This window comes from Gordonia sp. (in: high G+C Gram-positive bacteria), assembly GCF_047606305.1.
Taxonomy (GTDB): domain Bacteria; phylum Actinomycetota; class Actinomycetes; order Mycobacteriales; family Mycobacteriaceae; genus Gordonia.
Genome location: NZ_JASGER010000076.1, coordinates 1 through 21,362, shown reverse-complemented (window position 1 = coordinate 21,362; position 21,362 = coordinate 1). Strand labels below are relative to the sequence as shown.

The following is a 21,362-nucleotide window of genomic DNA, read 5'->3' as shown; positions in this document are numbered from 1 at the left end:
GTTTCGTCAAGGGGGAGTCTTGTGACGGCTGTCACCGCCGTACACTCGACGCTTGTGACCGCGGCCGACGACTCTCGTGACGCGCGGGCGGCCGGCCGCTCGCGCGGCTCGTCGTCGCGTCGCGGCTCCCGGGAGCCCGAGTCGCGCGCGGAGAAGAAGAACCGCACCCGACAGGCACTGCTGGACACGACGATGGACCTCGTCGCCGACCGCAGTTTCTCCGGGCTGAGCCTGCGCGAGGTCGCCCGCGGCGCGGGCATCGTGCCGACCGCCTTCTACCGGCACTTCAGCTCGATGGAGGACCTCGGGGTCACCCTGGTCGAGGATTCGATGCGCGTGCTGCGTCGCACCCTCCGCGAGGGCCGTCGCGACCTGGCCGCCCGCAATGCGCTGCCGACCGCCACCAACTCCTTGGAGATCCTGCTCGGCCACGTCCGTGACAACGAGGCGCAGTTCCGGTTCCTGATCCGCGAACAGCACGGCGGCGTTCCGGAGATCCGCCGGGCCATCGACACCGAGCTGCGGTTGTTCGCCAAGGAACTCGCCATCGATCTCGCTCGTCTGCCCGACATGGCGGCCTGGTCGCCGGATGATCTCGAGCTGGTCGCCGACCTGATCGTCACGATCATGTTGACCGCCGTCGCCGATCTGCTCGACGGGGAGTACCGCGGGGCCGTCGTCGAGGAAGAGGTGATCGAGCGGGCCAAACGGCAGCTCGTCCTGGTCTTCCTGGGCATGGCGCGGTGGGACCCGGAGCGTTCGGGCTGACGCCCCTCCCACAGTGGTGCGCGCGTACTAGTCTGCTCCCATGAGTGACGGGGCCCGCACGGGTACGCAATTCGGCCGCTACGAGCTCGGCGAACTACTCGGCCGTGGCGGGATGGGTGAGGTGTACCGGGCGGTCGACACCGAGAAGGACCGCACCGTCGCGCTGAAGCTGTTGGCATCCGCGCTCGCCGACGACGAGGTGTATGCCGAGCGGTTCCGCCGCGAGTCGCAGGCGGTGGCCCGCCTCGACGAGCCGCACATCATCCCGATCCACGACTTCGGCACGATCGACGGCACGCTGTTCCTCGACATGCGCGTCGTCGACGGGTCCGACCTGCGCGCGGCGATCCGCGGGTCCGGCAAGCTCGCGCCGCAGCGCGTCGTCGCCATCGTCGAACAGGTCGCCCAGGCCCTCGACGCCGCTCATGCCGCCGGACTGGTCCACCGCGACGTCAAGCCGGAGAACGTCCTGCTCACGCCCAACGACTTCGCCTATCTGGTGGACTTCGGCATCGCCCACGCCGCCGACGCGGGGCTGCCCCAGCTGACGCAGGTCGGGACCGCCATCGGATCGGTCGCCTACATCGCACCGGAACTGTTCGACGACCAGCCGGCGACGGCCGCGAGCGACGTGTACGGCCTGGCCGTCGTCGCCTACGAGGCGTTGACCGGCAAGGGGCCGCACCCCGCCGCCACCCAGGCGGCGGCGATCAAGTCCGCGCTGATGACCGACCCGCCGCTGCCGTCCTCGGTCGACCCGAGCCTGCCGATCGGCTTCGACGAGGTCCTGATGCGCGGTTTGGCGCGCGAACCCGGCGACCGGTACGCCACCGCCGGGGAGTTCGCGGCGGCGATGCGGGCCGCCCTCGACACCGGGACCGCCTACAGCGCCACGACCACCGTTGCGATGCCCGTGGCACCGACCGAGACCTTGGTATCGCCCACCGAGGCGCTGCCGACCGGCCCGGCCCATCCCGAGCCGCAGTACCCGACCGGCCCCCAGTACACCGCTCCGCAGTACCCGACCGGGCCGCAGTACACCGGTGCCCAATACGCCACCGGTCCCCAGTTCGCACCCGGCTATGTGGACCAGTCGAAGGGGCGTGGCAACGGCCTGCTCCTCGGGGCGCTCGGCGCACTGTTGTTGCTCGGCGTCGGCATCGGGGCCTACTTCCTGATCGGAGCGTTGGGCGGGAAGAAGTCGGAGACCGCGGAGCCGCCGGTCACCGTGACGGCGACCGAAACGCCGACCCTCGCGACCCCGCCCGCCGATTCGACCCCGTGCGACAACACCGTCGGCGTGGGCACCACCGTGACCTCCTGCCCGTTCGCGGCCTCGGTCCGCGACGCCTATCTGGCCGCCGGGTCGAAGGGCCAGGCGCGCACGGTGAGCGCCTACAGCCCGGTCACCGGACAGAGTTACTCGATGAGCTGCCTGCCCGAGCGGGGGATTGTGGTGTGTCGCGGCGGCAACGACGCCGTGGTGCATATCTACTAGACCGATGAGCCGCAACCACCTCGTTCCCGGCGCGGTCGTCGCGCTGACGATCGGCCTCGCCCTCGCCGGCTGTGCCACCGACAAACCCGGCGCGACCGACGAGACGACGTCGAGCGCCTACGTGCCCGCACCCCCGTCGTCGACGGTCAAACGCCCGGCGCCCGGACCCTCGATGGCCCAGGCGACCGGCAGGCTCGGCGCCGCGGCCCTCCAGCTGAACAAGCGGCTGGAGCCGCTGGGCCTGAACCAGAAGGTCGCCGTCGCCATCACGCCCGTCGGCGTGCCGGCCGCCCCCATCGTCATCGGCGACGCGGCGCCGCAGGTCGCGTGGTCGACGATCAAGGTGCCCCTGGCCATCGCGGCCGAGCGGAAGAAGGGGGCGATGATGCCGCAGACGGTGGCCGCCATCTCGGCGTCGGACAACGACGCCGCGCAGGCGCTGTGGAACTCCCTCGGGACCAACGAGGAGGCGGCCGCCGCCGTCACCCGGGTCCTGCGCGAGGCGGGTGACACCAAATCGGTCGTGCCGTCGACGCAGAAGCGGCCGCCGTACACGATCTTCGGCCAAACGAGCTGGTCCGCGGCGAGCGCTGCGCGGTTCACCGCCGGCATGGCCTGCCTGCCCGACAGTGCGCGCGTCCGCCAGCTGATGGGCCGGGTCGACGCCAACCAGCAGTGGGGCGCCACGACGATGAAGACGCCCGTCGAGGTCAAGGGTGGCTGGGGGCCCGGGGTGAGTGGTGGCTACGTCGTGCGCCAGAACGCGCTGATCACCCATCGCGACGGTTCGCAGACCGCGGTCGCGATGGTCACCTTCGGTCCGGGCACGACGATGGAGAGCGGCACCGCGGCCCTCAACCATGTCGGTGCCTGGTTGTCGGCGCAGAGCAAGAACCTCCCGCGCGGCTACTGCTGATCAGTTCGCCCGAACGGTTGCACGGGCAGAACCCGCCATGCTCTTATTGACAATCATTGTCGATAAAGGAGGCGTCATGCTCACCATCCCCACCCACAACAATCGATTGGCCGCGGCTCTCGCCTGGGCGGTCACCGCCATCGGAATCATGGCCTTCGCCGTGGTCCACCTGTTCTCCTCGGTCGGGGAGCTCGCCGCCGGCGATTCCAGCCACCAGCACGGCCACGACCACGCACACACCGACGACGGTCACCTCGACGCCTTCGCCGAGCTCACCAACCCGAACTCGGGCATGGCCTGGTTCGTCGCCTTCGTCTACACGCTCAGCGTCGTGCCGCCGCTTCTCGCGCTGGCCTTCAAGGCGCGCGCCGCGGGCATCGCCGCACTCGTCGCCGGCGCCTTCCTCGTACTGGGGAACATTGCCGACGGATGCACCCACGCGCTCGACGACAAGGCGGCGGCGCCGCTGTTGGTCGCGCTGATCGCGATCGGGTTGCCCGGGTTGCTCGCGGCGGCGCTCACCGTGCGCTGGATCAGGGAGGCCGGAGTCGCCGAGGAAATCGGCCTCGAGCGACGGTAGCGCCGTCGCGGCGGGGGTTGGGCGCAGACCGATTTGAAATGACTCCGTGTTCGAATCGGTCCCGTATTTCCCGACAAACCCCTGCTAGTTCACCTGCCGTTTCCGAACTTGGCGCCGACGCTTCACGCCAAGCCCGATTGCGGTAACCATCTGTCCACTTCTCCTCCGTAACGTTCGGCGCGTTGTCGAGCGGCCGGGGCAATGACGCTCCGACCGGCTCGACAAGCCAACGCTTCCGATGAGTGAGGAAACAGATGACTATCTCCGGTGCTTCCCGGCGCCTGGCCGTCGGCTCCGCCGTGGCCGCGGCCGCCGTGGCTGCGACGGCCCTGACCGGCACGATCCCCGCGCAGGCCGACACCTTTGTGCGGCTGCCCAACGGCACGGCCAAGGGCGGTGGGATGACGATCATCAAGACCGACGAGTCGGCCCGCGTGGCCCCGTCGCTGGCCTCCAACGGCGCCGGCCGCTCGGCCTGGCTGTCGGGCAAGGCCAAGGTGCTGGCCCCGCACATCGACAAGCAGGAGGCCGGTCCCAACAACGGCCCCCGCGGTGAGGACGCCTTCCCCGGCTCGAACGGTTCGGCCACCACCGGCGCCGCCGCCTCGCTGACCGTCGGCTACGTCGTCGGTTGCCAGGTCAACCTGGGCAACATGTCGGCCGGTATCAGCGGCAGCTTCTCCCCGTCGAACCCGACGGTGAACGGTTCGATCAGCCTGCCGCTGAGCCCGGGCAAGGTCTACTACGTCACCCTCGAGAAGAAGCAGCTCGAGGAGCCGGGCACCTACTACTTCAACTGGCGCCGCGCCCAGCTCGAAATCGGCGGCTGCGCGGGGTTCGCGATGGCCCGCTCCTTCGTCACCGTCGAGTCCACCGGCGACAACCACTACAAGCTCAACCTGTACGGCAAGCGCTTCTCCGTCGGCTGACCCACGACCTGAAAGAGACAACAGACCCATGAACACACGCATCACCAAGCTCGTCGTGGCCGCCGGTGCCGCCGCGGTCGCCGCGTCGGCGATCCTGGCCCCGGCCGCCCAGGCCGACACCCGGGTCGTGCTGCCCTCGCAGAAGGACAGCCAGAAGATGGGCGACGGCACCGTCATCTCGATGTTCCGCTGGAATGAGCGGGCGATCATCAACCAGTCCGTCGGCGGCACCCCGATGCACCGCAACGCCGCGGTCTCCGGCCAGTACCGGGTCACCTCCTCGGAGGCGCTCAAGAAGATCCAGCTGCGCGCCGGCTACGTCGTCGGCTGCCAGGTGAACCTGGGCGGTCTGACCACCAATGGTGGCCACCCCAACATCGGTCAGCAGACGACCGAGTTCGCTCCGACCGCGGGCACCAGCCTGACGGTCGGCCCCGGTCAGGCGGTGAACTACTACATCGTCGAGACCGAGAAGGAAGACGACTACGGCAACGAGAAGCACGAGCCGAAGATCACCTGGAAGAAGAAGAAGGACGTGAGCTTCGGCTACACGAACTCGCAGCTGACCCTCAACGGCTGTGGCGGTTACGCGCAGGCGCGATCGATCGCGAACGTCCTTATCGAAACGAAGAAGGCGACCGAGTACCTCGTCTTCTACGGACGCCCGTTCTCGCTGGGCTGATCCCCGGCGCGACGCCAGACGGCGCGGCTCCCACCTGATCGAGGTGGGCGGCCGCGCCGTTTTCGCGCAAATCCCGGGAAATCTGCGGCCGCGCGCATACGATTCCCTGCGACCGAACTCGCAGAGGGGACTCAACCGTGGCCACCCGTTTTCAAGCCGCGCGACGCGCGGCCGTGGTGGGCGTCGCCGCGGCCGCCGCGCTTCTGACCGTCATTCCGACCGCCGGTGCGGACACCTTCCGGCGCCTGCCCGCCGGTAAGGCCCGCGGCGAGGACGGGCTGACCATCATCCGCAGTGCGGAGTCGGCCCGCGTCGGCCCGTCGTTGGCGGCCAACGGGATGGGGCGCAGCGCGTGGGTGTCGGGACACGTGCGCGTGTTGGCCCCCAACATCGACGAGACCGCGGCCGGCCCCAACAACGGTCCGCGCGGCGAGGACGCGATGCCCGGGTCCAACGGCACGTCGACGACGGGGGCCGGCGGCACGACGACGGTCGTCTACGTGGTCGGCTGCCAGGTGGACATCAGTGGGCTGAGCCTCGGCGGTGGCACCGGGATCGGCAACCTGGGTGCGGCTCCGCTCCTCGGCCTCAACGGCGCGTTGAGCCTCGGGCTGGCGCCCGGCCAGGTCAAGTACGCCATCATCGACCGCAAGCAGATGACCAAGCGCGGCACCTACTACTTCAACTGGCACAACTCGCAGATGGACATCCAGGGCTGCGGCGGATACGCCCAGGCGCGCTCGCTGGCCGTGGTGGAGACCACCGGCAACAACCACCAGAAGATCCAGCTCTGGGGCCGGCCGTTCTCCATCGGCTGAGCGGATGCCGACGACACGAGGGATGATCATGAACAAGCAGGTCACACGCGTTTCGGTACTCGCCGCCGCAGCCGCCACCACCCTTGCCGGGCTCGGCGTTTCGGTGGCCGTGCCCGCTCCGGCCGACGCGGCGCGCGGTCGCCAGGTGGTGTTGCCGCCGCAGAACAGCACGTTCCGGATGGGTGACGGCACCGTGCTCACCCTGCAGCGCACCAAGGAGCGGGCGCGCGTCGTCCGGTCCATGGGCGGCACGCAGGTGCACCGCGCCGCGTGGGTCTCGGGGAAGTACACGCTGCGGGTGTCGCGCAAGATCGTCCAGATCCAGGTGCAACCCGCCTATCAGGTCGGCTGCCAGGTGAACTTCAACAGCTTCACGGGCACCGCGGGGGGGACCGAGTCGGATCTGCTGAACAGTGGTGGCGGCGGAAAGTCGGCGGGTATCGACAACATGAATGCCGGCGGAACCGCACACCTCGGGCCCGGTCGGGTCGCGCAGTTCAACATCAACGAATCCGAGTACGCCGACGACTTCGGGGCGGAGAAGCACGATCCCTTCCCGACCTTCAAGAACACCCAGGTGGCCCGCTTCAGCTATGTGAACGCCCAGCTCGGGCTCACCGGTTGCGGCGGCTATGCGCAGGCCAGGTCGATGGCTCGGGTCATGGTCGAGACCGACTTCGCCATGCAGACGGTGACCTTCTACGGCCGGCCTTTCTCGATCGGCTAACGCGAATGACACCTGGCCCCCGCATGCGGGCGATCACGACGGCCGCCGTGGTCGTCGGCGCCGTCGCGACCGTGCTTGCGCCCACTGCGGCGTCGGCCGACGCGCGCGTGGTGCTGCCTGAGCAGGTCAAGACGATGCGGATGGGCGACGGTACCGTCGTCACGATGAAGCGCACCAGGGAGCGTGCGCTGGTCAACTCGCCGATCGCATCGACCCCGCTGCACCGGAGCGTGTGGGTCTCGGGACGTTACGAGATCAAGCTCTCCCGGACGGCGGATCAGGTCAAGGTGCGACCCGGCTACATCGTCGGATGCCAGGGGTACTTCGGCAACCTCCAGGGAACCCTCAACGGGGCCGACAGCGACCTCGGCAACTTCAACGGCATCGATGACGTCGGCGTGGGCGCAACGGTTGTCCTTGCGCCCGGCCAGGCGGCCTTCTTCAACCTCACCGACGCCGAGCGCGAGGACGATTTCCACGTCGAGCGGCACGAGCCGTACTACCGGCTCAAGAAGACCGACCACGCCAAGTACGTCTACAAGAACGCGCAGCTCGGGATCAGCGGCTGCATCGGCTACGCCCAGGCCCGGTCCTGGATGCGATTGGCCGTGGAAACGCAGTACGCGACTCAGTTCCTCGACTTCTTCGGTCGCCCCTTCTCCATTGGCTGACCAGGGCTTTCGCCGCTCGGGTATTCGAATGCGTGCATAGCGTTGCGCGAGCGTTATTGAAAATGGTTCTCTTTTGCGGGGCTCCGTGCGCCCAGAGCGGTCACGGAGATTTTTTTCTGCCATCAAAGGAGAGACATTTTGAGCACCCGCACGAAGTCCGCGTGGCGCCGTGGGGCCGTCGTCGGTGTGGCGGCAGCCGCGCTGGCGATGACCGCAGTTCCGTCCGCCGATGCGGCTCGGCTGCCCAACGGCAAGGCGCGCGGCGACGGGTTCACCATCATTCGCACCGGGGAGTCCTACCGGGTCGACCACTCGATGGCCGCCAACGGCGCCGGACGTTCGGTCCTGGTGTCGGGCAAGGCCACGGTGCTGGCCCCGGGGATCGACACCCGCGAGTCCGGCCCGGAGAACGACCCGCTCGGCGAGGAGGAGATGCCCGGCTCGAACGGCACATCGTCGACCGGTGCGGCGGCGACGCTGTCGATCGGCTACGTCGTCGGCTGTCAGGTCGATATCGGCTCGCTGGACCTCGGCCTGTCCGCCGCGATCACCGACATCCGCTCCCTCGGCTTCGGCGGCGCCGGCGGCACCATCTCGCTGCCGCTCGCGCCCGGTCAGATCGTCTACGCCCAGATCGACAAGAAGAAGCTCGAGAAGCCCGGCACCTACCACTTCGACTGGCTGCGCTCGCAGATGGAGATCCAGGGCTGCGGCGGCTATGCCCAGGCCCGCTCGCACATCACCGTCGAAAAGACCGGTGAGGACCACGAGAAGGTCTCCCTGTGGGGCAAGCCCTTCACCATGGGCTGAGCCGACGACCACCTCTTGACCTGAAGGAAAGACGAATGAACTACACCGTGAAGTCGGCCGCCTGTGCCGCACTCGCCGCGACCGTCGCCGCCACCGCACTGGTGCTGGCGACCGCCCCCGACGCCCATGCCGACCGTCGGGTGGTGTTGCCCAAGACCGCCCAGCGCGTGACGATGGGCGACGGCACCGTGGTGACCTTCGAGCGGGTCCGCGAGAACGCCACCATCAACCCGTCGATGGGCGGCACCCCGCTGCACCGCAACGCCTGGGTCTCCGGCCGATTCGTGGCGCGCACCTCCCAGAAGGTCGACAAGATCGAGATCAGCCCCGGCTACCTCGTCGGTTGCCAGGTCAACCTGGGCGGCGCCACCGGCAACGGCGGAGGCGCGGTCGATGAGGAAGGCGCCCTCGGCGCGGAGTCGGGGGCCAACCTCGAACTCGGACCCGGCCAGGCCCGTGCCTTCTACATCGTCGACGCCGAGCACGCCGACGACTTCGGCAACGAGAAGCACGACGAGAAGATCGAGTACGAGGACACCCAGCGGGCCTCGCTGTCGTACACCAACCAGCAGATCAGCCTGCGCGGCTGCGCCGGTTACGCCCAGGCCCGCTCCTTCGCGACGGTGCTCGTCGAGACCGAGGAAGCCACCAAGACGATGAGCTTCTACGGGCGGCCCTTCTCGCTCGGCTAGGCCTTCAGACCGCTCGGGGCGCGTCGTGTACCCGGCTGTTGGACCGGCATCCGGTTCGGCGGCACCGGGTACGGCGCGCCCAGGGCGGCGGTGCCCAGCCCGATGTTGGGCCCGCACTGGGCGATCGCCGCATTGACCTTCGGCCCCGGATCGGGCAAGTGCACCCTGCCCGACCGGGGTCGGTTGGCGAAGTCGAAGGCCGACGTCATGTCGCCGGTCGTCGCGCGCCGCCACGGCGTCAGGTTCGGCACGTCGACGCCGAACCGACGCTCGACCAGCTGTAGCTGCGACGTGTGGTCGAACACCTCCGAGGCGACCAGGCCGCCGCGGCTGTAGGGGGAGATGACCAGCGCCGGCACGCGGTGGCCGAGCCCGATCGGTCCCCGGATCCCGGCGGCCCCCTTGACCTTGGCCAGGTTCGGGGCGCTCACGTACTCGCCCGGCGTGCCCGGCGGAGCCGTCGGCGGCACGACGTGGTCGAAGAAGCCGCCGTTCTCGTCGTAGCTCACGATGAGCGCGGTCTTCTCCCACACCGCGCGGTTCGACGTGAGGATGCGCAGCAGGTCGATGATCCCCGCCGCACCGAACGCCGCCGGCAGCGCCGGGTGCTCGCACTGCATCAGCGGCGGGACCACCCAGGACACCTTCGGCAGGCGATTGGCGCGCACGTCGGCGGCGAGGTCGTGCGGATAGGTCGGCGCGATGCCGCGTCGGGCCAGCTCCGAGTCGGGGTCGCGCGACTGTCTGAAGCAGCCGACCATCCCGTCGAGCAGCGCGGTGGAGATCGGGCCCTGGTCCCGGTTGTTGTAGACCTTCCAGGAGATCCCCGCCTCGGACAGGTTCTCGGGCATCGTGCGCCAGCGGTAAACGTGCTTGGGCAGCAGCGACGGCGTGTGCAGGATGGGTCCGCCGTGGGTGCCCGCCGGGTCCAGCTGGGCGCTGAGCCAGTACAGCCGGTTCGGGGTCGTCGGCCCCAGCACCGAGCAGTGGTAGTTGTCGCAGATGGTGAACGCCTCGGCCAGCGCCCGGTGGATCGGGATGTCGGCCTCGGTGTAGTAGCCCATCAGGGCGGGGGCGTTCGCCGGGCCGACCGAGTCGATCGACATCGGCAGCCAGCCGTCGTTGCGCCCACCGTTCCACGCGCGGTGCATCCCCGCCCACGAGTGGTCGGGGTCGTTGACGCACTCGCCGTCGAGGGTGGGCCCGCGCGTGGTGTCGAGGCGGAACGGCATCGTGTACCCGCGCCGGGTCGGCCCGACGCCGGGGGCCCACCCGTGTTGCTTCCACGCCGACGATCGCTCGCCGAAGCCGCGGACCCCGGACATGGTGCCGAAATAGTGGTCGAAGGAGCGGTTCTCGTGCATGAAGAACACGAAGTGCTCGATGTCCGAGAGGGAGCCGGTACCCGCCGGGTCCGCGGCGTGCGCTTCCTCGATCACCGGTCCGGCGAGTGAGGCCAGTGCGGCTGCGCCGCCTGCCGCGCCGGCGGCCGCGAAGAGCTCGCGCCGCGTCATCCCCGCAAACGGTCCAGTGGCCATGTGGTCCGGTCTATCACACGCGGATATGACGACGCCCGCCACCGCGAGTGCGGTGACGGGCGCCGTACGGGTGACTCAGAAGCAGTAGCCGATGCTGACCGATCCCAGGTTGGGACCGTGCCAGCAGATCGTCAGCCCGGTGGTCTGGGCGTCGGGGCCGTGCTGCGGCGTCGCCGCCGAGGCGGGGGCGATGGCCAGCGCGCCGAGGCTGAGGCCGGCAGCCGCGCTGACGACCGCGATCGAGAGACGTCGTTTCATCGGGGATCTCCTTGTGTGGAAACAGTGGCGATCGTGAAAAATTGATCGTCATCAATGTATCCCGGACGGGGCGGCCCCACCACGCGAACCCGCTTACGTGATGGTGATACCGCCGTCGACCGCGATCGTCTGCCCGGTCACGTAACCCGATGCGGCCGACGCCAACCAGATCGCGCTCGCGGCCAACTCGGCCGGATCGCCGGTGCGGCCGGCCAGCATGCGCGGTGCCTGCGCCTCGAGGTAGCCGGGCTGGTACCCGTCGGTCATCTCCGACTTGAAGAACCCGGGGGCGAGCGCGTTGACGCGGATGCCCTTGCGGCCGGTCCACTGCTGCGCCAGGTCGCGGGTGAGGCCGATGATGCCGGCCTTGCTGGCCGAGTAGGCCGCCTGCGGCAGCCCGGCGGTGGTGATGCCCAGGATCGACGCGATGTTGACGATCGAACTGCCCGGCTCCATCACCTTCGCGCAGGCCTGAGCCATCCAGTACGAGCCGTTCAGGTTGACGTCGACGACCTGCCGGAACTGGTCGGGCGTCTCCTTCGTTGCTGGCACGGCGGTCCCGACGCCGGCGTTGTTGATCAGGACGTCGACCCGGTTGAACCTCGCCATCGCCTCGTCGACGACCCGCTGGCAGGCGGCCGGGTCGGCGACGTCGCACTCCACCGACAGGCTGGCGCGGCCGGTCGGCTCGATCGCCTTCGCGGTCTCGGCGAGGCGATCGGTGCGGCGGGCGGCGAGCACCACGTCGGCGCCCGCCTCGGCGAAGGCCGTGGCGAAGGCGACGCCGAGGCCGGAGGAGGCGCCGGTGACGATGACGACTTTGTCTTCGACGGAGAACAGATCGGTGATGGGCATGGGCTCACTCTACGAGGTCGTGAACCACGCCGGGTCGGTCTGTGCGGTCGTTTGGTCGCGCGCGGCCAGCAGCGCCAACTGCGGACCGGTGCTCGGCAGCTCGAACCGGAAGAAGTACCGGGCCGCCGCCCGCTTCCCGTCATAGAAGTCACCGGTGGACCCACCCACGGCCAGCAGTTGCTCGAGCCACATCCAGGCGATGACGATGTGCCCGGCGGCCTGCAGGTACACCGACGAATTGGTGAGCGCGACCGTCGGATCGGCGTCGGCCCACAGCGTTGCCGTCGTCGCGACCAGGTCGTCGACGCAACCGCGGAGTGCGGCCGCGAACTCCTCGGGTTCCCCGCCCGTCCCGGCGGCCCGGTCGACGGTCGCGGTGATGGTGCTGGCGAGCAGGGCCAACCCGGCCCCGCCGTTCATCACGACCTTGCGCCCGAGCAGATCCAGTCCCTGGATCCCGTTGGTGCCCTCGTGGATCGGGTTGAGCCGGTTGTCGCGGTAGCACTGTTCGACGTCGAACTCGGTGGTGTACCCGTAGCCGCCGTGGACCTGGATGGCGAGGTTGTTGGCCTCGGTGCACCACTGCGACGGCCACGCCTTGGCGATCGGGGTGAGCACCTCGAGCAGCAGATGGGCGTCGTCGTGCTCGGGGCCGGTGGAGGTCGACTCCACGTCGACCAGGCGCGAGCAGTACAGGCCGAGTGCCAACGCGCCCTCGACGTAGGACTTCTGGGTGAGCAGCATCCGCTTGACGTCGGGGTGCTCGATGATCGGCACCGGCGGGGTGTCGCCGCCCTTGGCCGTCACCGGCCGCCCCTGCGTGCGGACCTTCGCATAGTCCACCGACGCCAGGTATCCGGCATAGCCGATGGCGATCGCGAGGAAGCCGACGCCGATGCGCGCCTCGTTCATCATGTGGAACATGTACGACAGCCCGCGGTGCTCCTCGCCCACCAGATAGCCGACCGCGCCCCCGTCGTCGCCGAAGTTCAACAGGGTGTTGGTGGTGCCGCGGTTGCCCATCTTGTGGTTCAGGCCGACGAGCTCGACATCGTTGCGCGTCCCGTCGGACAGGATCTTCGGCACGATGAACAGGGAGATCCCCTTGACGCCGGGTCCGCCGCCGGGGGCTTTGGCGAGCACCAGGTGCACGATGTTGTCGGTCAGTTCGTGCTCGCCGGCCGAGATCCACATCTTGGTACCGGTGATCCGGTAGGTGCCGTCGCCGGCGGGCACCGCCTTCGTGGTGATGTCGGCCAACGATGATCCGGCCTGCGGCTCGGACAGACACATGGTGCCCGAGTACTCGCCGCGCAGCATCGGGCGCACCCATGTGTCGATCTGCTCCGGGCTTCCGTGGGCGGCCAGCAGGTTCGCGTTGGCGGTGGTCAGCAGCGCGTACGACGACGTGCCGGGGTTGGCGGCCTGGAACCATGCCATCGATGCTCGACTGATGGTCGTGGGCAGGTCGAGGCCGCCGAGCTCGGCGGGGAAGGGGGCGGCGATCAGATCCGCCTCGGCGTAGGCGTCCAGCGCGGTCTTCACCTCGTCGAGCAGTACGACGCGCCCGTCGTCGCCGATGTGGGGCGGGTGACGGTCGGCGGCCTTGTTGTGCGGGGCGAACAGCTTCGCGGCGAGGTCGGCCGACAGGTCCAGCACGCCGTCGAAGGTCTCCCGAGAGTGCGCGGCGAACCGTTCCCGCTGGGTGAGCGAGGTGATGTCGAGCCATTCGTAGAGCAGGAAGTCGAGGTCCCGACGGGACAGCAGGTGCGCCATCGCCCCACTGTAGGCCAGGAACAACGCGCGCCCGGGTGTGGTTGAGGAGGGTATGCGCGTGGAGATCTGGTCCGATGTCAACTGCCCGTTCTGCTACCTGGGCAAAAAGCGCTTCGCCGACGCCCTCGACCAAGCCGGCGTCGACGACGTGGAGGTCGTGCACCGCAGCTTCGAGCTGGATCCGACGCTGCCCGCCGACGCCTCCAACCCGGTGATCGAGGCACTCGCGGCGAAGTACGGCATGGCGCCGGAGCAGGCGCGGGCCAACGAGGAGCGCCTGGCGGGTCAGGCCGAGGCGGCCGGACTCCCGTATCTGTCGGAGGGGCGCGACATGGGCAACTCCTTCGACATGCACCGGCTCGTGCACTTCGCCACCGCGCAGGGGCGCGGCGAGGAGATGCTCGACGCGCTGTACCGCGCGAACTTCGCCGACGAGCGCCCGGCCTTCGGCGACCCGGAGCGGCTGGTGGGGATCGCCGTCGACGCGGGCTTCGACGAGCAGGCCGTGCGCGGGGTGCTCGAGGATCCGACCGCCTTTGCCGACGAGGTCCGCGCCGACGAGCAGCAGGCCCGCGAGCTGGGGGTGAACGGGGTGCCGTTCTTCGTCTTCGACCGCGCCCTGGCGGTCTCCGGCGCCCAGCCCGTCGAGGTGTTCGTCAGTGCGGTGCGGCAGGCGGCTGATGCCGCGGCGTCACGACCGCACTCGGTTTGAGCCCGGTGTCGCGCAGTTCGACGGCCGCCAATGCCCGCACCACGTGCGGGTTGCCCGCGCGCCAGTCGCCGGCCGGGTCACTGGAGATGGCGCTGAGCACCTTCAGCGGCTGACCGGTCAGCGCCCGCAGCGCCAACAGGTCCACGCCCGACTCGGTGTCGCGCAGGGCGACGTGGGTGCTGGCCCGGCGGATGAAGCGCATCCGCAGCGGGATGTACATCGACAGCAGCATCACGATCGGCACGATCGCCACCGCGATCGACAGCCACCACGCGAAGGTGTGCACCACCTCGGCCTGGCTGTGCCCGGCGTCGGCGAGGGAGTCGGCGGCCCCGCCCGCCCCGTTGAACGGCGCGGCGAGCTTGCCGCCGACGACCGGCACGTTGTCGGCGCTGTTCCCGGCGTCGCGCAGCTTGTCGCCCATCGACTTGGCCGCACTCTCGATCTTGCGGCCGGGGACGGCCAGCGCCATCGTCACGTCGAAGACCTTCGTCGCGAGCCAGATCGAGAACGCCGACCAGGCCAGTACCCACAGGTCGCCGAACACCTGGCGGCTGCGGCGCATCGGGGTGTCTGCGTAGAGCTTCATGCGGTCATGATGCCCGCACCGAGCGGGCGGCGCCCACGAAGGCGCGGATCGCGTCGTGGTCCTTCACGCCGGGCGCGGACTCCACCCCGCTGGACACGTCGACGCCCCAGGGGTGCGCCGCGGTGATCGCAGCCGCCACGTTGTCCGGGGCCAGTCCGCCGGCCAGGATCCACCGACCGGCGGGCGTCGAGGCCAGCGACCCGGTGTCCCACCGCCGCCCGGATCCCGGTCGCGCCGCGTCGAGCAGCAGCGCCTCCTCGCCACAGGCGCCGACGGTCAGATCCGGGTGCTCGGCGAGGGAGGTCGCCCGCCACACCCGCGGGAGGTGGCGCAGGGCGGTCGCGAAGTCGTCGGGGGAGTAGGCGCCGTGCAGCTGCAGGACGTCGGCGCCGAGGTCGACGGCCAGCCGGGCGGCCTCGTCGGCGGTCTTGTCGTTGACGACCAGGACGGTGTCGGCGTCGTCGCCGACGGCCGCGATGATCGACCGGGCGAGGTCGGCGTCGACCGCCCGCGGGCTCGTGCGGTTCATGACGACGCCGATCGCGTCGGCACCGGCCGCCACCGCGACCCGCGCCGCGTCGACGGTCGTCAGCCCACACACCTTCACGTACACGGGAGACCAGCGTAATCGCGTTGTCGGGACAGCGACGGAGGCGCCGGGCGATAATCGGGACATGGCAGACCAGGACCCCCGCGGCGGTGCGCCGCGCACCGGCCGGCAGCGGCTGCGGAAACTGACCCAGGCGGCATTGACCGCCGACGAGACCGTCGACCAGGTCGAGGGCATCCTCGGCGGCATGGGCGCCACCCTCGAGTCGCTGAACACGACGATGGGGTCGATGGACTCGACCCTCGGCTCATTCGACGGCTCGCTGGCGCGCGTGTCGGAGACCATGGACCGCGTCGATGTGATGTCCGACCGCGCCGATCAGCTCATGACGCGTCTGGAGGCCATCGTCTCGCGCGTCGAACGGATCGTCGGCGTCGTCGACACGGCACTGGCACCGGTCAGCGCGGTGGAGTCCGTCGGTCGCGGCGTCGCCGGCATGCTCGGCCTGGGTCGGCGCGAGTGAGGCGCGCCGCCAAGTCCGCGGTCCTGCTCGCCGCCCTGGCGGTCGCCGGGTGTGCCGTCGAGCCCGCCGGCACGCCCACCAGCTCGGCCGACCCCGGATCGTCGGGGTCGAGCACGACGCCCTGCGGCACGCCCGTCGTCGCGTTGGACCCCGGGCACAACCCGGTGCGCATCGAATCCTTCGACCCGATGACCGGTGCCGCGCAGATCGACTATCCCAACGGCGCCGAGGACCGCAACGTGTTCGCCGTCGCGCAGCAGGTCGCCACGACCCTGCGCGCACGCGGCTACCGCGTCGTGCTGCTCAAACGGTCGGTCGGGGAAAGCGTCAGCTACCGCCAGCGGGTCGCCCGCGCCGAGCACGCCGGTGCCGCCATCGGCATCAGCATCCACACCAGCCCCGGCGTGAACGCGGTGTTCCCGCAGCGCGTCGGCGGCTGGCGCAGCGGAGCCGGTCGGGGTGGGCGACAGACCCGGGTCGTCTTCACCAACCCGGCCACCGCGGCCGCGAGTCAGCGGTACTCCGCGGCCGTGGCCGCCGCCCGGTCGAGGGCCGAGGGCCATCGTGTCGTGGTGAAGGACAACGACTTCGGCGGGCGGGCGCCGCTGTGGGCCGGCAACCTGCCGATCATCTCGCTGATCGCGGTCAACACCCCGTGGGTCTACAACGAGTTCGGCCCGGCCGGCGGCGCGGGCGGCTCGATCCCGGTGGGTGCCGCGGCATTGCGGGCCTACGCCAAGGGGATCAGCGACGGCGTCCTCGCCGCACTGCCGCGCCACTGCCCGTAAGGCGGTGTAAGGCGCCGTAAGCGCCACGACAGCGGCGGGCGGCACAGTCGTGGCATGACAACAACCATTGATGCGGCCACGGCCGCCGCCGGCGATGCCGGCAAAAACAACGGTGTCGGCTCGGCCGGCACGGAACTGGCGATCGACGCCCGCGGCCTGGTCAAGCACTTCGGCGCGACCAAAGCCGTCAACGGCGTCGACCTCGCCGTCCCCGTCGGATCGGTGTACGGCGTGCTCGGGCCCAACGGCGCGGGCAAGACGACGACCGTCAGCATGCTGGCCACCCTGCTGCGGCCCGACGCCGGTGAGGCGAGGGTGTTCGGCTACGACGTCGTGCGCGACGCCGTAGCCGTGCGCTCGCTGGTCGGGGTCACCGGCCAGTACGCCTCGGTCGACGAGGACCTCACCGCGACGCAGAACCTCGTCCTGTTCGGACGGCTGCTGGGCATGTCCCGGCCGCACGCCCGCTCGCGCGCCGACGAACTGCTCGCCGACTTCGGCCTGGAGGAGGCCGCCGACCGGCCGTTGAAGAACTTCTCCGGCGGCATGCGGCGACGCCTCGACCTCGCGGCGAGCCTGATCGACACGCCTCCGCTGCTGTTCCTCGACGAGCCGACCACCGGCTTGGACCCGCGGACCCGCGCCCAGATGTGGGAGACCATCCGCAAGCTCGTGGCCGGCGGTTCGACCGTCCTGCTCACCACCCAGTACCTCGACGAGGCCGACCAGCTCGCCGACCGCATCGCGGTCGTCGACCACGGCCGGGTGATCGCCGACGGCACCGCCGACGAGCTCAAGCAGTCCGTCGGATCGTCCACCCTGCAGCTCATCCCGGTCGACCGAGACGACGCCGCCCGCGTCGCCCAGATCGCCGAGTCGGTCGTCGGCGAGCCCGCCGTCCTCAGCCCGGAGGCCGCCCGCGTCACCGTCAGTCTGCACAAGACCGGCGTCGTCCCCGACGTGCTGATCGCCCTGCGCGAGCAGGGGATCGACGTCGAAGAGATCTCGGTGCAGAAGCCGAGCCTCGACGAGGTCTTCCTCACCATCACCGGCAAGCCCGAGAACCAGGAGTCCTGATCATGACCGTCACCACCATGCCCGCACGGGCAGCCATCTCCACCGAGGCGGTGCGCGCCGAGGCCAAGACCTCCGTCAGCCTCGTCGAAAGCGTCAAGCAGTCCTTCACCATGGGCTACCGCGGTCTGCTCAAGATCCGGCACAACCCCGAGCAGCTGTTCGACGTCACCTTCATGCCGATCCTGTTCACCGTGATGTTCACCTACATCTTCGGCGGCGCGGTCAGCGGCAACGTGCACAACTATCTGCCGGTCATCATCCCGGGCATCCTGGTCCAAACGGTGATCATGTCCTCGGTCGTCACCGGCACGCAGTTGCGCGAGGACATGGAGAAGGGCGTCTTCGACCGGTTCCGGTCGTTGCCGATCGCCCGGATCTCGCCCCTGGCCGGCGCGTTGCTCGCCGACGTGGTGCGCTACCTGATCGCCTCGATCATCACCTTCGGCGTCGGATTCGCCATGGGATGGCGGCCCAACTTCCTGGGTGCCGTCGCCAGCGTCCTGCTGGTCGGTGTGTGCGCCTTCGCGATCTCGTGGATCTTCGCCCTGATGGGATGCCTGATCAAGAAGTCGTCGGCGGTGCAGGGCATCTCGATGATGATCATGTTCCCGCTGACCTTCGCCTCGAACGCCTTCGTCCCGCCGGAGACCATGCCGGGTTGGCTGCGCGCCTTCGTCAACATCAACCCGATCAGCCACCTGGTGTCGGCGGTGCGCGAACTCGCCAACAACGGACACGTCGGCATGCACGTGGTGTGGAGCCTGGTCGGCGCCGCGATCATCACGGCCGTCTTCGCGCCGCTGGCCGTCGCCGCCTACATCCGCGAGGCGCGGTGATGCGCTAGCGCACTCGCTGCACGAGACGGAAGAACTCGTCGATCGCATCGCGTCGGGACATCGACGCGACGCGGTCGGCGAGTTCTTCCCATTGGGCGTCCGTCACGGGGGAGTGGGCCCGCATGTCGTCGCGCACCTCGTTGAGGCTGCGGTAGTCGCGCCGGGCACCGAGCCGGTCGGCCAGCAACATCAGCTCCGCGCCGTCGAGACGGGTCTGTCCGTCGTCGACATCCGGATCTCCCGACAGCACGAGCCCGGTGGCGAGCGCCATCGTCGCCGCCTGCGGGACGTCGTGCCAGCCGCGCGGGGTGAACATCTGGGTCATCCCCTCGAGCACCGCCGACACGACGGTGCGCGCCGAGCGCCAGGATCCGCCCAGGGCCAGCCCGGCCACGATCACCGACAGCACCATGAGCGCACCCGGATCGCGCGCGGCCATCGGATGGCCGTCCACCAGGAGCCGTCCCGCCTGCTCGTACATCTCGAGCGACGGTTCGCCGCGGGCGGCGGCCAGTTCGGCGAAGGCGAGCATCATCCCGGCGATGGCCTCCGGGTTGCCCTGCGGCACCGGATCGCCCGGGCGCCAACCATCGGCGAGGATGGCCAGCTCGCGGTCGGCCTCGTCGTAGCGGCCCATCGCGATCAGCGACCCCACCAGGAAGCCGCGCGCCTGCTGTTCGTCGTCGTCGGCGCCGATGGACGCGAGGTTGCTCGCCCCGGTGCGGTAGAAGCCGACCGCCTCCTCCCACCGGCCCTGCTGCGAGTAGACGCTCGCGGTGCTGACGCTGATCATCGACGACAGGAACGGGTCGTCGGGGTTCATGTATCCGCGCAGGGCCTCGGCGTCGTTCATCGCGCCGGTCAGGTTGCCGGCGTTCTCTCGCAGGTTGTGCCGCAGCGCGAGGGCGAGTTGGCGCACCTCGGGGTTGTCCGACTCGGCGGCGCGCACCACGGTGCGGACGCCGTCGGGGATGCTGCGGGTCACGGCGAGCGACCCCAACAGCTCCAGTGGCAGCTGCAGGCGCAGGTCGCGGCGGTACAGCCGGCGCAGGGCGGCCCGGCCGCGGCCGACGCCGCGAAGGTCCCGGACGCCGAGCGACTGTCCGATGATGCCCAACAGCGTGGCCTGCCACAGCTCGCGGGTCTGCTCGTCCGGGTCGACCGGCGGCGGTGGCAGCGCGTCCAGGATCCGTTGGGCCCAGGCGTGGATCTCCGCGTGCATCCCGCGCATCCCCCAGAAGGCCGCGATCAGCGGGAACACGGTCACGATGGTGGTGGCCGATTCCGGGGTCGCCTTCCCGTCGACGCCGGTGCGGTCGGCCAGCGCGCGGCGCAACACCCAGATGAGGTTCTCCACCTCGATCGCCACGTCGTTGATCAGCGCCCGATCGGTGCCGCTCTCGCCGCGTCGTCGGATGTCGGTGGCGAACCGTCGCGCCCAGGCGGCCATCGCCGCATCCACCGGCACGCCGGTGGCGTCGTCGAGCTGCTCCTCACCGAACTCGCGCACCATCTCCAACATGCGGTAACGGGTGTGCCCGGCCGCGTCGGCCACCCCGAGCAAGGACTGGTTGACCAGTGCGTCGAGGACGTCGTCGACACCCGGGTCGCCGACCGGGGCGCTCAGCACCCGGGCCGCGGCGTCGGCCGAGAACCCGGCCGGGAAGCGGCAGAGCCTGCGCAGCGCGTCGCGCGCGTCCTCGTCGAGCAGATCCCAACTCCAGCCGATGACCGCGCGCAGCGTGCGGTGGCGGTCCGGGGCGGTGCGGTCGGCGGACCGCAGCAGGTCGAAGCGCTCGGCGAGCCGCTGGGCGATCTCGTCGACGCTCAGCGTGCGGGTCCGCGCGGCGGCCAGCTCGATCGCCAGCGGCAGGCCGTCCAGATGGCGGCAGAGGTCGACGACGGTGTCGGCGGGCAGGTCGACGTCCGGTCGCACGGCCCGTGCCCGCACCGTGAAGAGTTCGACCGCCGACGCGTCGGTCCCGTCGACGTCGAGGACCGGCAGCGGATACACCTGCTCGGCGGCGATCTGCAGCGGTGCCCGGCTCGTGGTGAGGACGCGCAGTTGCGGCTCGGTGGCGATCAGGTCGTCGACGATGCGGGCACAGGCGTCCACGACCTGCTCGCAGTTGTCGAGGATGAGGACCGATTCGCGCCCGCGCACCGCGTCGGCCAGGCGGTCGGCCAGGTCGCCGGCCTGCAGGCGCGGGCGTCCGGGAGTGGTCATGTCGGTCTCGCCGACGTCGAGCGCCTGGGCAAGCGCGGCGACCACGTCGTCGTTGTCGCGCACCGACGCCAGGGGGACGAAGAACACCGGCAATCCGCGCTCGGCCAGCACGTTCCCGACCGTGTTGGCCATCCGCGTCTTGCCGACGCCGCCGGGGCCGAGGACGGTCACGACGCGGTGGGCGTCCGACGCGGCCAACAGGGCGGCGAGATCCTCCTCGCGGCCGATCAGCGGTGTGGGATCGGCCCGCAGCCCGACCGTGCGCCCGCGTCGCCGCGGGGTGGGCGCACGGGTGTCGTCGTCGGCCAACAGCTCGGCGTGCACGGCGGTGGCCTCGCCGCCGGGGGACACGCCCAGGTCCGCCGCCAGGCGTCGGCGCAGGCGGGCGAACACCGCGAGTGCGTCGCTGCGCCGTCCTTCGCCGGCGAGGGCCTTCATCAGCAGGACGTGGGCCGGCTCGTCCAGCGGATCGGCCGCGCAGCGCTCCTCGGCGAGTGCGCGGGCGCCGGCGAAGTCGCCGTCGCGCAGGGCGCGGTTCGCGG

Annotated in this window: 23 protein-coding genes; 16 read left to right on the top strand and 7 right to left on the bottom strand. The window is 70.2% G+C overall.

Annotated features, from left to right (window positions below):
- The first annotated feature begins 54 nt into the window (after positions 1-54).
- The 11 genes from QM634_RS11765 (at position 55) to QM634_RS11715 (ending at position 9,091) form a co-directional block, all read left to right on the top strand.
- Positions 55-768: a TetR family transcriptional regulator gene (locus QM634_RS11765; protein WP_415042964.1), complete on the top strand. Its 714-nt coding sequence runs from the start codon at positions 55-57 to the stop codon at positions 766-768.
- A 40-nt stretch (positions 769-808) separates the two neighbouring features.
- Entirely contained in the window at positions 809-2,266 is a 1,458-nt protein-coding gene (locus tag QM634_RS11760) for a serine/threonine-protein kinase (protein WP_415042963.1), read from the top strand.
- A 4-nt stretch (positions 2,267-2,270) separates the two neighbouring features.
- The gene (locus QM634_RS11755) at positions 2,271-3,182 is read left to right on the top strand and encodes a hypothetical protein (RefSeq protein ID WP_415042962.1); all 912 of its coding nucleotides are present in this window, start codon (positions 2,271-2,273) and stop codon (positions 3,180-3,182) included.
- 76 nt (positions 3,183-3,258) lie between these two features.
- Entirely contained in the window at positions 3,259-3,762 is a 504-nt protein-coding gene (locus QM634_RS11750) for a hypothetical protein (protein ID WP_415042961.1), read from the top strand.
- A 254-nt stretch (positions 3,763-4,016) separates the two neighbouring features.
- Positions 4,017-4,691 (top strand): MspA family porin, encoded by a 675-nt coding sequence (locus tag QM634_RS11745; RefSeq protein WP_415042960.1) that lies wholly within the window; start codon positions 4,017-4,019, stop codon positions 4,689-4,691.
- A 28-nt stretch (positions 4,692-4,719) separates the two neighbouring features.
- On the top strand, positions 4,720-5,373 hold the full coding sequence (locus QM634_RS11740) for an MspA family porin (protein WP_415042959.1): 654 nt from the start codon (positions 4,720-4,722) through the stop codon (positions 5,371-5,373).
- A 137-nt stretch (positions 5,374-5,510) separates the two neighbouring features.
- Positions 5,511-6,191, top strand: coding sequence for an MspA family porin (locus QM634_RS11735; RefSeq protein ID WP_415042958.1), 681 nt, complete (start codon positions 5,511-5,513; stop codon positions 6,189-6,191).
- A 4-nt stretch (positions 6,192-6,195) separates the two neighbouring features.
- Positions 6,196-6,918 (top strand): MspA family porin, encoded by a 723-nt coding sequence (locus QM634_RS11730; protein WP_415042957.1) that lies wholly within the window; start codon positions 6,196-6,198, stop codon positions 6,916-6,918.
- 5 nt (positions 6,919-6,923) lie between these two features.
- The gene (locus tag QM634_RS11725; protein WP_415042956.1) at positions 6,924-7,589 is read left to right on the top strand and encodes an MspA family porin; all 666 of its coding nucleotides are present in this window, start codon (positions 6,924-6,926) and stop codon (positions 7,587-7,589) included.
- A gap of 138 nt (positions 7,590-7,727) precedes the next feature.
- The gene (locus QM634_RS11720; protein WP_415042955.1) at positions 7,728-8,399 is read left to right on the top strand and encodes an MspA family porin; all 672 of its coding nucleotides are present in this window, start codon (positions 7,728-7,730) and stop codon (positions 8,397-8,399) included.
- A 35-nt stretch (positions 8,400-8,434) separates the two neighbouring features.
- Positions 8,435-9,091 carry an MspA family porin gene (locus QM634_RS11715; protein ID WP_415042954.1) on the top strand — a complete coding sequence of 219 codons (657 nt, stop codon included), beginning with the start codon at positions 8,435-8,437 and terminating at the stop codon, positions 9,089-9,091.
- Here the strand turns inward: QM634_RS11715 and QM634_RS11710 are convergent.
- The 4 genes from QM634_RS11710 to QM634_RS11695 all read right to left on the bottom strand — a co-directional run bounded on the left by QM634_RS11710 (position 9,088) and on the right by QM634_RS11695 (position 13,518).
- Positions 9,088-10,629 (bottom strand): phospholipase C, encoded by a 1,542-nt coding sequence (locus tag QM634_RS11710; protein ID WP_415042953.1) that lies wholly within the window; start codon positions 10,627-10,629, stop codon positions 9,088-9,090. The genes QM634_RS11715 and QM634_RS11710 overlap by 4 nt on opposite strands.
- Before the next feature lie 75 nt (positions 10,630-10,704).
- The gene (locus QM634_RS11705) at positions 10,705-10,887 is read right to left on the bottom strand and encodes a hypothetical protein (protein ID WP_415042952.1); all 183 of its coding nucleotides are present in this window, start codon (positions 10,885-10,887) and stop codon (positions 10,705-10,707) included.
- Positions 10,888-10,980: 93 nt separating this feature from the next.
- Positions 10,981-11,742, bottom strand: a complete 762-nt coding sequence (locus QM634_RS11700; protein WP_415042951.1) for an SDR family NAD(P)-dependent oxidoreductase — start codon at positions 11,740-11,742, stop codon at positions 10,981-10,983.
- A 9-nt stretch (positions 11,743-11,751) separates the two neighbouring features.
- Positions 11,752-13,518 (bottom strand): acyl-CoA dehydrogenase, encoded by a 1,767-nt coding sequence (locus QM634_RS11695; RefSeq protein WP_415042950.1) that lies wholly within the window; start codon positions 13,516-13,518, stop codon positions 11,752-11,754.
- A 52-nt stretch (positions 13,519-13,570) separates the two neighbouring features.
- On the opposite strand from QM634_RS11695, the gene QM634_RS11690 reads away from it, so the two are divergent.
- Positions 13,571-14,230 (top strand): DsbA family oxidoreductase, encoded by a 660-nt coding sequence (locus QM634_RS11690; protein WP_415042949.1) that lies wholly within the window; start codon positions 13,571-13,573, stop codon positions 14,228-14,230.
- Here QM634_RS11690 and QM634_RS11685 read toward each other — a convergent pair.
- Together QM634_RS11685 and QM634_RS11680 are read right to left on the bottom strand one after the other, a co-directional pair.
- Positions 14,175-14,819 carry a hypothetical protein gene (locus QM634_RS11685; protein ID WP_415042948.1) on the bottom strand — a complete coding sequence of 215 codons (645 nt, stop codon included), beginning with the start codon at positions 14,817-14,819 and terminating at the stop codon, positions 14,175-14,177. The genes QM634_RS11690 and QM634_RS11685 overlap by 56 nt on opposite strands.
- A gap of 4 nt (positions 14,820-14,823) precedes the next feature.
- Positions 14,824-15,432, bottom strand: a complete 609-nt coding sequence (locus QM634_RS11680) for a phosphoribosylanthranilate isomerase (protein ID WP_415042947.1) — start codon at positions 15,430-15,432, stop codon at positions 14,824-14,826.
- A gap of 61 nt (positions 15,433-15,493) precedes the next feature.
- Here QM634_RS11680 and QM634_RS11675 point away from each other — a divergent pair, with 61 nt between their 5' ends.
- The 4 genes from QM634_RS11675 to QM634_RS11660 are packed head-to-tail and all read left to right on the top strand — an operon-like array spanning position 15,494 to position 18,593.
- Complete coding sequence (locus QM634_RS11675; protein ID WP_415042946.1) at positions 15,494-15,892, top strand: hypothetical protein; 399 nt, start codon at positions 15,494-15,496, stop codon at positions 15,890-15,892.
- Positions 15,889-16,680: an N-acetylmuramoyl-L-alanine amidase gene (locus QM634_RS11670; RefSeq protein WP_415042945.1), complete on the top strand. Its 792-nt coding sequence runs from the start codon at positions 15,889-15,891 to the stop codon at positions 16,678-16,680. The genes QM634_RS11675 and QM634_RS11670 overlap by 4 nt, the downstream gene beginning before the upstream one ends.
- 54 nt (positions 16,681-16,734) lie before the next feature.
- Entirely contained in the window at positions 16,735-17,757 is a 1,023-nt protein-coding gene (locus QM634_RS11665; protein WP_415042944.1) for an ATP-binding cassette domain-containing protein, read from the top strand.
- Positions 17,758-17,759: 2 nt separating this feature from the next.
- On the top strand, positions 17,760-18,593 hold the full coding sequence (locus tag QM634_RS11660; RefSeq protein ID WP_415042943.1) for an ABC transporter permease: 834 nt from the start codon (positions 17,760-17,762) through the stop codon (positions 18,591-18,593).
- A gap of 4 nt (positions 18,594-18,597) precedes the next feature.
- Here the strand turns inward: QM634_RS11660 and QM634_RS11655 are convergent.
- The coding region (locus tag QM634_RS11655; protein ID WP_415042942.1) for an ATP-binding protein at positions 18,598-21,362 on the bottom strand (2,765 nt) is incomplete at its 5' end.

What these genes read in the sequence shown, in the direction of transcription:
- QM634_RS11745 (WP_415042960.1), top strand. Translation starts at nt 4,017, where the DNA reads ATGACTATCTCCGGTGCTTCCCGGCGCCTGGCCGTCGGCTCCGCCGTG.
- QM634_RS11755 (WP_415042962.1), top strand. Translation starts at nt 2,271, where the DNA reads ATGAGCCGCAACCACCTCGTTCCCGGCGCGGTCGTCGCGCTGACGATC.
- QM634_RS11690 (WP_415042949.1), top strand. Translation starts at nt 13,571, where the DNA reads ATGCGCGTGGAGATCTGGTCCGATGTCAACTGCCCGTTCTGCTACCTG.
- QM634_RS11760 (WP_415042963.1), top strand. Translation starts at nt 809, where the DNA reads ATGAGTGACGGGGCCCGCACGGGTACGCAATTCGGCCGCTACGAGCTC.
- QM634_RS11685 (WP_415042948.1), bottom strand. Translation starts at nt 14,819, where the DNA reads ATGAAGCTCTACGCAGACACCCCGATGCGCCGCAGCCGCCAGGTGTTC.
- QM634_RS11740 (WP_415042959.1), top strand. Translation starts at nt 4,720, where the DNA reads ATGAACACACGCATCACCAAGCTCGTCGTGGCCGCCGGTGCCGCCGCG.
- QM634_RS11665 (WP_415042944.1), top strand. Translation starts at nt 16,735, where the DNA reads ATGACAACAACCATTGATGCGGCCACGGCCGCCGCCGGCGATGCCGGC.
- QM634_RS11715 (WP_415042954.1), top strand. Translation starts at nt 8,435, where the DNA reads ATGAACTACACCGTGAAGTCGGCCGCCTGTGCCGCACTCGCCGCGACC.
- QM634_RS11675 (WP_415042946.1), top strand. Translation starts at nt 15,494, where the DNA reads ATGGCAGACCAGGACCCCCGCGGCGGTGCGCCGCGCACCGGCCGGCAG.
- QM634_RS11695 (WP_415042950.1), bottom strand. Translation starts at nt 13,518, where the DNA reads ATGGCGCACCTGCTGTCCCGTCGGGACCTCGACTTCCTGCTCTACGAA.
- QM634_RS11705 (WP_415042952.1), bottom strand. Translation starts at nt 10,887, where the DNA reads ATGAAACGACGTCTCTCGATCGCGGTCGTCAGCGCGGCTGCCGGCCTC.
- QM634_RS11750 (WP_415042961.1), top strand. Translation starts at nt 3,259, where the DNA reads ATGCTCACCATCCCCACCCACAACAATCGATTGGCCGCGGCTCTCGCC.
- QM634_RS11725 (WP_415042956.1), top strand. Translation starts at nt 6,924, where the DNA reads ATGACACCTGGCCCCCGCATGCGGGCGATCACGACGGCCGCCGTGGTC.
- QM634_RS11730 (WP_415042957.1), top strand. Translation starts at nt 6,196, where the DNA reads ATGCCGACGACACGAGGGATGATCATGAACAAGCAGGTCACACGCGTT.
- QM634_RS11660 (WP_415042943.1), top strand. Translation starts at nt 17,760, where the DNA reads ATGACCGTCACCACCATGCCCGCACGGGCAGCCATCTCCACCGAGGCG.
- QM634_RS11700 (WP_415042951.1), bottom strand. Translation starts at nt 11,742, where the DNA reads ATGCCCATCACCGATCTGTTCTCCGTCGAAGACAAAGTCGTCATCGTC.
- QM634_RS11710 (WP_415042953.1), bottom strand. Translation starts at nt 10,629, where the DNA reads ATGGCCACTGGACCGTTTGCGGGGATGACGCGGCGCGAGCTCTTCGCG.